General features: G+C 68.2%; 12 protein-coding genes. 7 read left to right on the top strand and 5 right to left on the bottom strand.

Annotation, left to right across the window (positions count from 1 at the left end; genetic code table 11):
* Positions 1 to 87: 87 nt before the first annotated feature.
* Positions 88 to 1,281, bottom strand: a complete 1,194-nt coding sequence (gene ftsY / locus CAL15_RS04670) for a signal recognition particle-docking protein FtsY (RefSeq protein ID WP_086077509.1) — start codon at positions 1,279 to 1,281, stop codon at positions 88 to 90.
* A 21-nt stretch (positions 1,282 to 1,302) separates the two neighbouring features.
* Here ftsY and rsmD point away from each other — a divergent pair, with 21 nt between their 5' ends.
* Genes rsmD through CAL15_RS04650 form a run of 4 tightly spaced genes read left to right on the top strand, consistent with a single transcriptional unit; the run spans position 1,303 to position 3,974 of the window.
* Positions 1,303 to 1,908, top strand: coding sequence for a 16S rRNA (guanine(966)-N(2))-methyltransferase RsmD (gene rsmD, locus CAL15_RS04665; RefSeq protein ID WP_420042535.1), 606 nt, complete (start codon positions 1,303 to 1,305; stop codon positions 1,906 to 1,908).
* Positions 1,909 to 1,925: 17 nt separating this feature from the next.
* Positions 1,926 to 2,432 carry a pantetheine-phosphate adenylyltransferase gene (gene coaD, locus CAL15_RS04660; protein ID WP_086077508.1) on the top strand — a complete coding sequence of 169 codons (507 nt, stop codon included), beginning with the start codon at positions 1,926 to 1,928 and terminating at the stop codon, positions 2,430 to 2,432.
* Between the two features lie 58 nt (positions 2,433 to 2,490).
* The gene (locus tag CAL15_RS04655) at positions 2,491 to 2,742 is read left to right on the top strand and encodes a YfhL family 4Fe-4S dicluster ferredoxin (protein WP_086077507.1); all 252 of its coding nucleotides are present in this window, start codon (positions 2,491 to 2,493) and stop codon (positions 2,740 to 2,742) included.
* Positions 2,739 to 3,974 carry a benzoate/H(+) symporter BenE family transporter gene (locus CAL15_RS04650; RefSeq protein ID WP_086077506.1) on the top strand — a complete coding sequence of 412 codons (1,236 nt, stop codon included), beginning with the start codon at positions 2,739 to 2,741 and terminating at the stop codon, positions 3,972 to 3,974. The genes CAL15_RS04655 and CAL15_RS04650 overlap by 4 nt, the downstream gene beginning before the upstream one ends.
* Before the next feature lie 24 nt (positions 3,975 to 3,998).
* On the opposite strand, the gene CAL15_RS04645 is transcribed toward CAL15_RS04650, so the two are convergent.
* Positions 3,999 to 4,382 (bottom strand): MOSC N-terminal beta barrel domain-containing protein, encoded by a 384-nt coding sequence (locus tag CAL15_RS04645; protein WP_086077505.1) that lies wholly within the window; start codon positions 4,380 to 4,382, stop codon positions 3,999 to 4,001.
* The gene (locus CAL15_RS04640; protein WP_086077504.1) at positions 4,379 to 6,895 is read right to left on the bottom strand and encodes an AsmA family protein; all 2,517 of its coding nucleotides are present in this window, start codon (positions 6,893 to 6,895) and stop codon (positions 4,379 to 4,381) included. The genes CAL15_RS04645 and CAL15_RS04640 overlap by 4 nt, the downstream gene beginning before the upstream one ends.
* Before the next feature lie 429 nt (positions 6,896 to 7,324).
* Between CAL15_RS04640 and otnI the strand changes: the two genes are divergently transcribed.
* Positions 7,325 to 8,113: a 2-oxo-tetronate isomerase gene (gene otnI / locus CAL15_RS04635; RefSeq protein WP_086077503.1), complete on the top strand. Its 789-nt coding sequence runs from the start codon at positions 7,325 to 7,327 to the stop codon at positions 8,111 to 8,113.
* 80 nt (positions 8,114 to 8,193) lie between these two features.
* On the top strand, positions 8,194 to 9,012 hold the full coding sequence (locus CAL15_RS04630) for an alpha/beta fold hydrolase (protein WP_086077502.1): 819 nt from the start codon (positions 8,194 to 8,196) through the stop codon (positions 9,010 to 9,012).
* 20 nt (positions 9,013 to 9,032) lie between these two features.
* On the opposite strand, the gene CAL15_RS04625 is transcribed toward CAL15_RS04630, so the two are convergent.
* A complete protein-coding gene (locus tag CAL15_RS04625; RefSeq protein ID WP_086077501.1) occupies positions 9,033 to 9,737 on the bottom strand; it encodes a DJ-1/PfpI family protein in 705 nt (234 codons plus the stop codon).
* Positions 9,738 to 9,898: 161 nt separating this feature from the next.
* A complete protein-coding gene (locus CAL15_RS04620; protein ID WP_086077500.1) occupies positions 9,899 to 10,888 on the bottom strand; it encodes a Bug family tripartite tricarboxylate transporter substrate binding protein in 990 nt (329 codons plus the stop codon).
* Between the two features lie 178 nt (positions 10,889 to 11,066).
* Here CAL15_RS04620 and CAL15_RS04615 point away from each other — a divergent pair, with 178 nt between their 5' ends.
* Positions 11,067 to 12,023: a LysR family transcriptional regulator gene (locus tag CAL15_RS04615; protein WP_086077499.1), complete on the top strand. Its 957-nt coding sequence runs from the start codon at positions 11,067 to 11,069 to the stop codon at positions 12,021 to 12,023.
* Positions 12,024 to 12,056: the final 33 nt, after the last annotated feature.

Here is a 12,056-nt window from a genome sequence, read left to right as displayed (position 1 = left end):
GGGGCGCCGTCACTTCGTGGTGACGGCGCCCCGATGCTTTAGCGCCCCGATGCTTTATGCGGCGGCTTGCCGCGTGGCGGCGCGGCCTCAGTCGGCCAGCAACGCCCCCGCGAATTCTTCCGCCACGAAGGGCTGCAGGTCTTCCATGCCTTCGCCCACGCCGATCCAGTACACCGGAATCGGGCGCACGCCCTGGCTGCCGGCGGCCACCGCGGCCAGCGTGCCGCCCTTGGCGGTACCGTCCAGCTTGGTGACGACCAGGCCCGTCAGGCCGATGGCCGCGTCGAAGGCGCGGATCTGCGCCAGCGCGTTCTGGCCGGTATTGCCGTCGACCACCAGCAGCACCTCGTGCGGCGCGGCCGCATCGGCCTTGCCGATGACCCGGCGGATCTTCTTGAGTTCTTCCATCAGGTGCAGCTGCGTCGGCAGGCGGCCCGCGGTATCGATCATGACCACGCCCATGTTGCGCGCGCGGCCGGCGTTGACGGCGTCGAACGCCACGGCGGCGGGGTCGCCGCCCTCCTGCGCGATGACGGACACGTTGTTGCGGCTGCCCCATTCGACCAGTTGCTCGCGCGCGGCGGCGCGGAACGTGTCGCCGGCGGCCAGCAGCACGCTGGCGCCCTGGCGCTGGAAGGTGTGGGCCAGCTTGCCGATGGAAGTGGTCTTGCCCGCGCCGTTGACGCCGGCGATCATCACGACCAGGGGACGGGCCTTGTTCAGTTCGAAGCCGCGCTCCAGCGGACGCAGATGCTCGGCCAGCAGTTCGCGCAGGGCCGTCTTCACCTGCGCCGGGTCTTCGATGCGGGCCTTCTTCACGCGGGCGCGCAGCGCGGTGATGAGCTTCTCGGTGGCCTCGATGCCGGCGTCGGCCATGATCAGGGCCGACTCCAGTTCGTCGAACAGGTTCTCGTCGACCTTGACGCCCACGAACAGGCCGCCCAGGCTCTGGCCCGTGCGAGACAGGCCCTGCTTCAGCCGGCTAAGCCACGACGCCTTGCGCACGGGTTCGGGCCCGGGAGCGGGCTCCGGCACAGGGGCGGCCTCGACAACCAGAGTGGATTCGGCCGCGGCGTCGGAGGTCGGCGCAGGTTCGGGGGCGGCGGCGGCCTCTACCGCCTCGGCGGGCGTGGTCAGGCTGGGTGCGGCGGGCTCGGGGCGCAACTCCGGTTCGGCGACGGGCGTGGGCTGCTGTGCCGCGCCGTCGCGAGCCGCTTCCGACTCGTCCGGCCGCTGCGGCTCGGGGGTCGGGGTGGGTTTTTTCTTGAAGAAGCTGAACATGGCGGAAGTATATTCCCAACCATGGGCACCACTTCCATCCGTATCGTCGCCGGGCAGTACCGGCGCACTCCCATTCCCGTGCCAGACGTGCCGGGCCTGCGCCCCACCCCCGACCGTGTGCGCGAAACCTTGTTCAACTGGCTGGCCCATCTGTGGGCCGGCGACTTCGACGGCAAGCGCGTCCTGGACCTGTTCGCGGGCAGCGGCGCGCTGGGCTTCGAGGCCGCCTCGCGCGGCGTGGCGCAGGTGCAGATGGTGGAGCGCGACCGCGCCGCCGTGTCCGCGCTACGGACGCTGCGCGACAAGCTGCGTGCCGACGCCGTGCGCATCCATTCGGGCGACGCGCTGGAGGCGCTGCAACGCATGGACGCGTCGCGCTATGACCTGATCCTGCTCGATCCGCCCTTCAACCAAGGCTGGCTGCCGCGCCTGTGGCCGCTGCTGCCGGCTGTGTTGACCGAGGACGGGCTGGTCTACGTCGAATCCGAAACCGCCTGCCAGCCGCCGGACGGCTTCGACGTGCTGCGCGAGGGCAAGGCCGGGGCTGTGCACTACTGCCTGCTGCAGTTTGCTGCATTGCGGAAAACGGTCAATAATCCGGATTCGGAGGATGGTGCAAGCCACTAACAACACACGGAGCCCCCATGATCACAGCTGTCTACCCCGGCACATTCGACCCGCTGACGCGGGGCCACGAAGACCTGGTGCGCCGAGCAGCCTCGCTTTTCGACAAAGTGGTGGTGGGCATCGCGCATAGCCGAAACAAGAAGCCGTTTTTCAGCATCGAAGAGCGCGTCGAGATTGCCCGCGAAGTCCTGGGCCACTACCCCAACGTTGAAGTGCTCAGCTTCGGCGGCCTGCTGAAGGACTTCGTGCGCGAGCAGAACGGCGGCGTCATCGTGCGCGGCCTGCGCGCGGTCTCCGATTTCGAGTACGAATTCCAGATGGCCGGCATGAACCGCCACCTGCTGCCCGACGTCGAGACGCTGTTCATGACGCCGTCCGACCAGTACCAGTTCATCTCGGGCACCATCGTGCGCGAGATCGCCCAACTGGGCGGCGACGTCAGCAAGTTCGTGTTCCCGTCGGTCGAGCGCTGGCTGCAGGAAAAAGCCCGCGAACGCCGCGAGCAGACCTGGCCCGGCACCTGATCGCGGCCCGCCATGGGGGCGGCGCTACAATGGGGGCATTCCCCTGCCCCGTGCCCCCATGGCCCTTCGAATCACCGACGAGTGCATCAATTGCGACGTTTGCGAGCCCCAGTGCCCGAACGATGCAATCTCCATGGGTGACGAGTTCTACGTCATCGACCCCGACCGCTGCACCGAATGCGTGGGCCACCATGACGAGCCCCAGTGCAAGGTGGTGTGCCCGGTGGAATGCATCGAGCTGCATCCCCAATGGCACGAAGGCCAGGAAGGCTTGATGGCCAAGTATCGCCGCCTCACCGGCCAGGCATGAGCAGCATCCCGGGCCCGACGGAAACCGCCGCCGACACGGACTCTCGCGTCGTCCCTGGCCGCCCCCGCCTCTCCGACATCTCCGTATCCGCCGTGGCCGCGGGCCTGGTGGCGGTGCTCGTCAGCTTCGGCGGCACCGCGGTGCTGATGGTGCAGGCTGGCCATGCGGGCGGCCTGGACGCCGCGCAGATCGGTTCGTGGCTCGGCTCCATCTGCCTGGCCCTGGGCCTGGGCGGGGCCTTCATCAGCCTGCGCAGCGGCATGCCGGTAGTGATGGCATGGTCCACGCCGGGCGCGGCTTTCCTCATCGCCGGCCTGGTCGGCGTGCCTTTCGAGCAGGCGGTGGGCGCGTTCATCGTGGCGTCCGCGCTCACGCTGGTGTGCGGCGTGTTCGGCTGGATCGATCCCATCGTACGCCGCATTCCCACCGAGATCGCGGGCGCCATGCTGGCCGGCGTGCTGTTGAATTTCGGCATGGGCATCTTTCGCAGCATCGGCGCGCAGCCAGCGCTGGTGCTGGCCATGTGCGCGGCCTACCTGCTGGGCAAGCGCTGGGTCCCGCGCTATGCCGTGCTGGCGGTGCTGGCCGTGGGCCTGATCGGCGCGGCAGCGGCCGGGCTGGTCAGCCTGGATGGCGTGGACTGGAGCTATACCGAATTCGTCTGGACCTCGCCGGTGTTCACCGTGCAGGCAGCCGTCAGCCTGGGCATCCCGCTGTTCGTGGTGGCGATGGCTTCGCAGAACCTGCCGGGCCTGGCCATCCTGCGGGCCGCCGGATATCAGCCGCCCGCTTCGCGGCTGGTGGCGGCCACCGGGCTGATGGGACTGCTGGCCGCGCCATTCGGCGCGCACGGCGTCACGCTGGGCGCCATCATCGCGGCCATCTGCGCGGGGCCGGAGGCGCATGCCGATCCCGCCAGGCGTTACGTGGCCGCTGCCACCTACGGGTTGGGCTATGTGGTGCTGAGCGTGGTGGCGGGCGCCGTGGCGATATTCTTCCAGGCGCTGCCCGCGGCCCTGATCGCCGCCCTGGCCGGGCTGGCGCTGCTGGGCCCCATCATGGCCGGCATGGCATCGGCCATGGCGAATCCGCAGCGCCGCGAGGCCGCGCTGGTTACGCTGCTGGCCACCGCATCGGGCGCCAGCTTCTGGGGCATAGGATCCGCGTTCTGGGGATTGGCGGCGGGGCTGGTTACCCACGCCGTGCTGGAAGTGCGGCGTTCGCGGGGCTGAGGCGGCCCCTGCGCGGGAGTCAATTCACTCCCAGCGCACCTCGACCACGTCCGGGTGCACCTTCATCACGCGGCACGGAATGCCGGTCACGTTGGAGATCCACGCGGCCGCCAGTTCGCCCTCGTCGATCACGTCCACCGCCTGTCCGCCCAGCATGATCTGATAGCGCACGCTGTCGTCATCCTCGATCACGTCCAGCGGAATGTCCATGCGCAACATGCCGGGCGCCTTCAGCACCAGGTAGCCCAGCCGCAGTTCGACCGACACATCGGCCAGGCGCGGGCACAGTGCGCGCGTCATCCATTGGCCCGCGTCGTTCACCACCAGCCAGCGCCGGTGATAAGCGGCGGCATCGCCCTGGGTGGTGTGGCCGCACTCGGCCACGGGCTGGAATGCGTTGTCGCTCATTTGCCGAACAGTCCTTTCAGGGCTTTGTCCACGGCCTCGGCGGGCTTGCCGCCGTTCTGGCCGCCTATCGCGTCCTTCAGGCGCTGCGCCACGCCCTGCTTCAGCAGGTCGCCGGCGATGTCCTGCCAACGCACGGTGTACACCGGCTTCTCGAACGGGCCCGAGACATGCACCGGCACATTCACGCCGCGCAGCCAGTCCAGTTCCTTGCCTTCGGGCGTGGCGGTGCCGCTGACGCGCGCGCGGGCGACGAAGTCCAGCGTGCTGCGCGCGAAGTCGATGTTGGCGGGATCGCCCTGGGTGATGCGCAGCAGGGGCGACGTCACGTCCAGGCGGGTGGCCTTGGCCACGCCTTTGGTCAGCGCGAGATCGGTCTCGAACGTCGTGAAATCCGTCTCGCGCGCCGGGTCGGACTCGGCCTGCGCATTCTGTATCTGCCCGCCCAGCAGCTTGCGGGCTTCGCGCAGCATCTGCGCCACGTTGATGCCCTTGATGGTGCCGTCGCGCAGCCGCAGCTGCGCGGTGCCGCCGAGGTTGTTGACAAGGGCATACGTGTTGGCGCCGGCCGTCTTCAGGTCCAGCGCCACGCTACCCGTGCCGGTAAGTATGTTCTTGCCGGCCAGATCCACCAGCAGCGGCTGCACCGCGATGCCGGCCAGCGTGATCTTGCCCGCCATCTGGTTGCCGTTGGCCGCGTCCACCGACATGAGGCCGCCCAGCTTGCCCTGGTACAGCGCCGCGACCATCGAGGTCACGTCCAGCTTGCCCTTGTTCAGCGTCAAGGCGACGGAGACGTCCGAGGCCTTGACCTTGCGCACCACGAGCTGCCCGATCTTGATCGTGCCGGTGGCCGAAGGTCCGATCAGCGCAGACAGGTCGACGCTGCCGTCGCTGGCGGGCGCCGCGGCCGGCGGCGCGCCGGCCGGCTTGGAGCCGTCCTGCTTGGCATCGCCCGACGGAGGCGCCGCGGGCTTGGCCACCACGGCAGCGGGCATCAGCTTGTCCAGGTCCAGCGTGTCCACCGCCAACGCGAACTTCACGTCGGGCGCCTGCGTCAGTTGCGTGACGTCGGCAGTCAGGTCGAACTTGCCGCCTTCCAGCACGGCGTTGATGCGCGCGCCCGCCTGGTCCTTGGACAGGTCGGCCGACATGCTGCCGATGACGGGAATCTGCAGGCTGCCCTTGGGCAACTGCGGGTCGGTGATGGCGACGTCGCCCTTCACGGCGGACAGCGCGCCCGAGCGCTGCAGCAGGTTCAGCGTGACCGGCGACACGAAGGCCGCCTTCACCACGCGGTCGCCCTGCTTCAGCGTGCCGTCCACCTTGGCCTGGTCGATGTCAAGTTCGCTGGCGTTGCCGCTGATGCCGGTCAGGCCGAAGCTGGTGTCCAGCGTCGGGGTGCGCACGCGGCCGGTCAGGCCTTGGCCGGTGGCCGAATCGGGCTTGACGTTGAGCGTGGGCGCGTCCACGGCGAACTCGAGCGGCCCGCCGTCGCGCGTGCCTTTCAAGCGCACGGCCAGCTTCTCCAGCAGCAGCTGGCTCTGGTTCGGATCGACGGCGAGCTTGGGCACGGCCACCGACGCCTCCACGCCGGTCATGGCCATGGAAGGTTCGGTGACGTCGCCGGCGAAGTTGAGTTCGAGCGCCGACACGTCCAGCGACGACGTACGCTGGTTGAAGGCCAGGTTGCCGCGCAGGGCCAGGCTCTTGGCCTGCGCGCCCGGCACGATGCCGTTCATGCGCAGGTCCAGCCGCTGCGCGCTGAGACGGCCGGAGGACGGGTCCAGCGTGATCTGCGCCTGGCCCGTCAAGCCCGCGTCCACACGCGGATGACCGCCCTCGACACGCGCCGACATCGACACGTCGAAAGCCTGGTTGAACGTCATGCGCCCCGTCGTGGCATTGAGCTGCGTGACCGCCACCGCCATGCCCGTCATGGCATCCTGCAGCTGCAGCTCGCCCGATTGCAGGTCCAGGCCCGCAATGTCGATCTGCATACTGGTGGGCGTGTTGGGCGTGCCGTTGACCAGGGCCTGCGCCGCGCCGCCGATGGCGCCGACGGCCGCCTGTCCGGCGTTGGCCGGCTGGGCGGCGCTGCTTGCCGACGCGGCGTCGCCGCGCATCAGGTCGGAGAAATTCAGGCGGCCTTCCTTGTCGCGCACCACGCGAGCCTTGAAGCCGTTGATGGTGACGTGATCGACCACGAAGCTGTTCGACAGCAGCGGCCACACCGCCACCGCCAGGCGCATGCTGTCGATCGACGCGAAGGTCTCGGCGCTGTTGGGCTCGGACAGGGCAACGCCCTGCACGTACAGGCCGATACGCGGGAACAGCGACAGCTCGATGTCGCCATCGATGGTCAGGGTACGGTCATAGCGCTCTTGCACCAGCTCTTCGAGCTTGTACTTGTATGCGTTCGGGTCGAACGTCAGCAGGAAGATGGCCAGGCCCACGACCGCCACGACGATCAGTACGACCAGACCTATCAGGATGCGTTTCAACCACGTCTTCATTGATGCACCGTCGCTACCTCGACTGCGAGAATTACTGGGTAGACAAGCGCGGCGCCTGGCGCCACGCACAGAAAATCGGCTGTCCCGCGCGACGCCGAGTGGCCCGGGCGGATAGAAACAGGGCCGCAACCGGCCGTGCCGCAACCGCCTTGGCTATGCCAATGGCAGACCATCGGAAAGTTGGGAAGTTCGTCTCGCGCGGAACAACTTGTGAAGTTCTATCGTAACAAATCGACGAAGGCGGCCGGCTCAGCATGCGGCGTGCCTGACGCGCATTTCTGCCCTGTCCGCGGCATCCGCGCATTTCGTAAGCCGAGCGCGCGCCTGGGGGCGAGCTGCAGAAGGCCGCGTGGACGCCTCAAAGCTGCTTGGCTACACTCGGCGACACCCTCATGGCACCTTTGGCCGCGGACGGCCCGGAGCAGCTTCATGTCTTTGCGATTCGCCGCGAACCTCAGCTTCCTGTATCAAGAGCTGCCCTTCCTGGACCGCATCGCCGCCGCCGCGCGCGATGGTTTCACGGGGGTCGAGTACGTGTCGCCGTTCGACTTCCCTGCCGCCGACATCCGCCGCCGCCTCGACGAGCACGGCGTGGAGCAGGTGCTGTTCAATACCGCCTTGGGCGATTGGGCAGTTGGCGAACGCGGGCTGGGCTCGCTGCCCGGCCGCCAGGCCGATTTTCGCGATGCCGTTGCCCGCGCGCTGGAATACGCGGGCGTGCTGGGCAACCGGCGCCTGCATGTGATGGCCGGCGTGCTGCCCGCTGGCGCAGACCGCGCCGAATACATCGACGTGTTCCAGGAAAACCTTGCGTGGGCCGCACCGCTGGCCGCCGCGCAAGACGTCACCCTGCTGCTCGAGCCCATCAACCAGCGCGACATGCCGGGGTACTTCCTCAGCTACCAGCACCAGGCGCTGGCCCTGCTGCAGGCCGTGGGCGCGCCCAACCTGGCGGTGCAGTTCGATTGCTACCACTGCCAGATCATGGAAGGCGACATCGCCACCAAGTTGCGCATCATGCGCGACCAGATCGGCCACGTGCAGATCGCAAGCGTGCCGGGACGCAACGAGCCGGATGGTGAAGAACTCAACTATCCCTTCGTGTTCAGCACACTGGAAGCGTTGGCGTACGACGGCTGGATCGGCTGCGAGTATCGGCCGCGCGCCGGCACGTCCGAAGGGTTGGGCTGGCTGCGCGCGTACCGCCAGTTGCGCTGAGCGCCTGGGCGCTTTTGTTTCCCCGCCGCGTCGGCGGCCGGGCCCGCCCTTCTAGGGCCATCGCACCGAATGGAGCCTGCATGCTGGACCTGCCGCACACATCGATGATCGAGGGCAACGCCGTCAGGTGGGGCAGGCAGGGCGACGGCCCGCCCCTGGTGGCGATCCATGGCACGCCGTTCTCATCGCAGGTATGGCGCCGCATCGTGCCGCAGCTGGCCGACCGGCGCACGGTGTACTTCTTCGACCTGGTGGGATACGGTCGATCCGACATGCGCGAGGGTCAGGACGTGTCGCTCGGCGTGCAGAACCGCGTGCTGGCGCACCTGTTCGAGGAGTGGCGCCTGGATCGGCCCGATGTGCTGGCCCACGATTTCGGCGGCGCCACGGCGCTGCGCGCCCATTACCTGAACGGCTTGAAGTACGCGTCGCTGACGATCTTCGACGCCGTCGCCCTGGCGCCGTGGGGATCGCCCTTCGTACAGCACGTGCGGCAGCACGAGGCAGCGTTCTCGGGCATGCCCGACTACATGCACCGGGCGCTGCTGAAGGCCTATCTGCAAACGGCCGCGCATCAGCCGCTGTCCGTAGAGGCGCTGGACGTCTACAGCGAACCGTGGCTGGGTCCAGTGGGCCAGCCCGCCTTCTATCGCCAGATCGCGCAGATGGACCAGAAGTACACCGACGAGATCCAGCGCATGTATCGCCAGATGGACTGCCCCGTGACGGTGCTGTGGGGTGAGCAGGACCAGTGGATACCTTGCGAGCAGGGCGAGGCGCTGGCCCAGCTGATCTCGGATCGTCCCTGTACGCTTGTGCCGGGCGCGGGCCATCTGATGCAGGAAGACCGGCCGGAGGTCATCGTGGCCGCGGTGCTGAAACAGACCGCCGCGCGGTGACGGCGGCGGTCATCTCTGGGTCATTGCGCGGCGCTCGACAGGCGCGCGGCGGCACGCTCGGTGACCTCGCGCCGCTGGCGCGTGAATGACTCGACCCGCTTGCGCGCGGCTTCGACGAATTCCGGCGGCGCGTTGCGCGGCGAACCCGTGGCGAACGGCGGCTCGGGGTCGTATTCCATCTGGAACTGGATGCCTTGCGCCACCTCGGCGCCGTAGTAATCGGCCACCACGTTCAGCGCGAAGTCGATGCCCGAGGTCACGCCCGCCCCCGTGATGCGATTGCGGTCGCGCACCACGCGCTCGGCCACCGGCGTGGCGCCCAGCAGCGACAGCTGATCCAACGCGGACCAGTGCGAGGTAGCGCGGTAACCCTGCAGCAGGCCCGCGGCGCCCAACACCAGCGAACCCGTGCACACCGACGTGACCAGCTTGGCCTCGGCCGCGACGCGGCGCAGGAAGGCCAGCGTTTCCTCGTCCTCCATCAACGCCACCTGGCCGGGTCCGCCGGGCACGCAGATCAGGTCCAGGGCCGGGCAGTCGGCGAAGGTGGTGGTGGGCAACATTCCCAGGCCGCGGTCGGACATCACCGGATCCAGGGACTTCCAGATCAGGTGGACGCGCGCGCCGGGAGCGCGCACGAAGACCTCATACGGACCCGTGAGATCGAGCTGGGTGAGTTGCGGGAACAGCAGCATGCCGATGGACAACGAGGGGGTGGTGGTCATGGTCAACGTCCTGGTGGAAAAGTCCGCCGCTGCGAGAATCGCTGAAGTCCCAAGTTGTACCCCAACGCGAGGTCGGAAGCCCAGATGCCGCACGACGATGCCCATGCCTCGCGTGCCGGGTTGCGCATGGACGGGGCACGCCACCGGGTCAGCGGCGCGGCCTACCCCGCTGACTCGCCCTTGATGCCGGCCTGGCGGATAACCGCGCTCCACTTGTCCATTTCGGCGGCAATGTAGCGGCCGAACTCGGCGGCGCCGGCAGGCCGCGGCTCCATACCCTGCGCCAGCAGCTTGTCCCGCATCGACGCATCCCGCAGCGCCACGTTGATCCCCGCATCCAGGCGCTCGATGATGGGCCGCGGCACGGCCGAGGGCGCCATGAAACCATACCAGCCTGCGGCCACCACATTGGGCTGCCCCTGCTCGACCAAGGTGGGCGCCTGCGGGTAGATCGCGCTGCGCGCGCTGGAGGCCACGCCCAATACCCGCAGCCTGCCGCTCTCCACATGCGGCAGCGCGGCCGTGATGGCCGTCAGCGTCGCGTCGAGCCGGCCGGCCAGCAGGTCGGTATAGGCCATGACATCGCCGCGGTACTGCACCGTCAGGCCTTTCACCCCGGTATCGCGCAGCCACAGCTCGGCCGCCAGATGCGGCAGCGAACCGGTACCCGGCGTGCCGAAGCTAAGGCCGGCCCGCTGGGACTTGCCATAGGCAACAAGTTCCTGCGCGGTGGTGGCCGGCGACTGCGCGTTGACCACCAGGAACAGAGGCACCGTCGCGGCCATGGCAACCGGCTGGAGGTCCTTGCGGGGGTCGTAGCCCAGGTCGCCGTAGAGCGCCTCCAGCGTGGCATACGGAGCCGCCCCGTACAGCAGCGTGTAGCCGTCGGCGGGCGCCTTGGCGACGTAGGCGTTGGCCAACCGCGTGCCCGCCCCTGCCCTGTTCTCCACCACCAGGGTCTGGCCCAGGCGCTGCCCGAGGAATTCGGCGAACAGCCTGGCCGACAGGTCGTTGGGGCCACCCACGCCATAGGGCGAGATGATCCTGATCGGGCGCGAGGGCCAGTCGCTTTGAGCGAAGGCGCGCGGGATCGCGCCGGTGCAGGCGGCTGCGGCCAGCCCGCCGAGCAGCGTGCGTCGAGTCATCTTCATATCGTCTCCTCGATCGTCGGAATAGGTATGGACATTCGCTTGCCACTGCGGCAAGGACGGGCGCGATCGTGAAGCGATGATAGAGGCGCGCATCTATCAGGACAATTTTCATTTTCTGTAGAACTTACAAGCTCAGGCTATAAATGACGCGTCGTCCTCCCACCCGAAGGAATCCGTCATGGCGATCGAAGTCACGCTCAGGCAGCTGCGCGCATTCCTGGCCGTCCTGCAGTGCAACAGTTTCTCGGAAGCTGCCAGCTCCATGCACCTGTCGCAGGCGGCCTTGAGCGGCCTGGTCAAGGAACTGGAGAACCGGCTGGGCGTGCGGCTGCTGGATCGCAACACGCGCAGCGTCAGCGCCTCGGTGGTGGGCAGCGCCTTCGAGCCGCTGGTGCGGCGGGTCCTGGCCGATCTCGACGAAGCGCTGCAGAGCGTGTCGAACCTGAAGGAATTGCGGCGCGGCGTGCTGCGCGTGGCCGCGCCCGAACCCTTGTCATGCACCCTGTTGCCCGCGCTGCTTGCGGGCTACGCGGCCCGCTACCCCGGCATCGACGTGCGGTTCGAGGACGTGCCGATCGAACAGGTGATGGCAAGCCTGCACAGCGGCGGCGCGGATGTCGGCTTCGGGCCCGCCGGGGTGCCGCCCGACGACATGCTGCAAGCCCACTCGGTCCACGCCGATCCGTTATGGGTGGCATTGCGCCCGGACGACCCGCTGGCCGACGGCAAGACGGTGAGCTGGAAGGCGCTGCGCGATCGGCCGCTGATCAACTACATGCCGAATCTCGCGCTGAACGTACTGGCTCATGTGCCGCCGCATCGCCACCCCATCGAGATCGTGCCGGTACACCGGGTCAACACCGCCCTTTCTCTGCTGCGGGTGAGGCCGGGCTATGTGATCTGCCCGGCCATGGCCCGGTCGCTGGTCGAGGGCTTTGGACTGGCCTTCCGCGAATTGCATCAGCCCACGGTGACCTGGCGCATCGCGATGTTCGCCCGGCCGCGCGCATTGCTTTCGCCGGCGGTGGAGCGCTTTCTGGACTTCGTACTGGAGGAAGGCCAGCGCCTGGGTGCCGGCAAGCCTCTGGACGGCCCTGTAGCGAACCGCCATGCGCGTCGACGTTCGGCCAATTAATAATAGATTCTTATAGAAGCTTCAGAAAATTCA

It is taken from the genome of Bordetella genomosp. 13 (genome assembly GCF_002119665.1).
Lineage (GTDB): Bacteria > Pseudomonadota > Gammaproteobacteria > Burkholderiales > Burkholderiaceae_B > Bordetella.
The sequence above is the reverse complement of the archived record's forward strand: the minus strand, read 5'-3'. Positions and strand labels throughout refer to the sequence as shown.

Bases quoted from the DNA above. Each gene is read 5' to 3' on its own strand.
- otnI (WP_086077503.1), top strand. From the start codon at position 7,325: ATGTCTTTGCGATTCGCCGCGAACCTCAGCTTCCTGTATCAAGAGCTG.
- CAL15_RS04615 (WP_086077499.1), top strand. From the start codon at position 11,067: ATGGCGATCGAAGTCACGCTCAGGCAGCTGCGCGCATTCCTGGCCGTC.
- CAL15_RS04645 (WP_086077505.1), bottom strand. From the start codon at position 4,382: ATGAGCGACAACGCATTCCAGCCCGTGGCCGAGTGCGGCCACACCACC.
- coaD (WP_086077508.1), top strand. From the start codon at position 1,926: ATGATCACAGCTGTCTACCCCGGCACATTCGACCCGCTGACGCGGGGC.
- CAL15_RS04640 (WP_086077504.1), bottom strand. From the start codon at position 6,895: ATGAAGACGTGGTTGAAACGCATCCTGATAGGTCTGGTCGTACTGATC.
- CAL15_RS04620 (WP_086077500.1), bottom strand. From the start codon at position 10,888: ATGAAGATGACTCGACGCACGCTGCTCGGCGGGCTGGCCGCAGCCGCC.
- CAL15_RS04655 (WP_086077507.1), top strand. From the start codon at position 2,491: ATGGCCCTTCGAATCACCGACGAGTGCATCAATTGCGACGTTTGCGAG.
- rsmD (WP_420042535.1), top strand. From the start codon at position 1,303: ATGGGCACCACTTCCATCCGTATCGTCGCCGGGCAGTACCGGCGCACT.
- CAL15_RS04650 (WP_086077506.1), top strand. From the start codon at position 2,739: ATGAGCAGCATCCCGGGCCCGACGGAAACCGCCGCCGACACGGACTCT.
- CAL15_RS04625 (WP_086077501.1), bottom strand. From the start codon at position 9,737: ATGACCACCACCCCCTCGTTGTCCATCGGCATGCTGCTGTTCCCGCAA.
- ftsY (WP_086077509.1), bottom strand. From the start codon at position 1,281: ATGTTCAGCTTCTTCAAGAAAAAACCCACCCCGACCCCCGAGCCGCAG.
- CAL15_RS04630 (WP_086077502.1), top strand. From the start codon at position 8,194: ATGCTGGACCTGCCGCACACATCGATGATCGAGGGCAACGCCGTCAGG.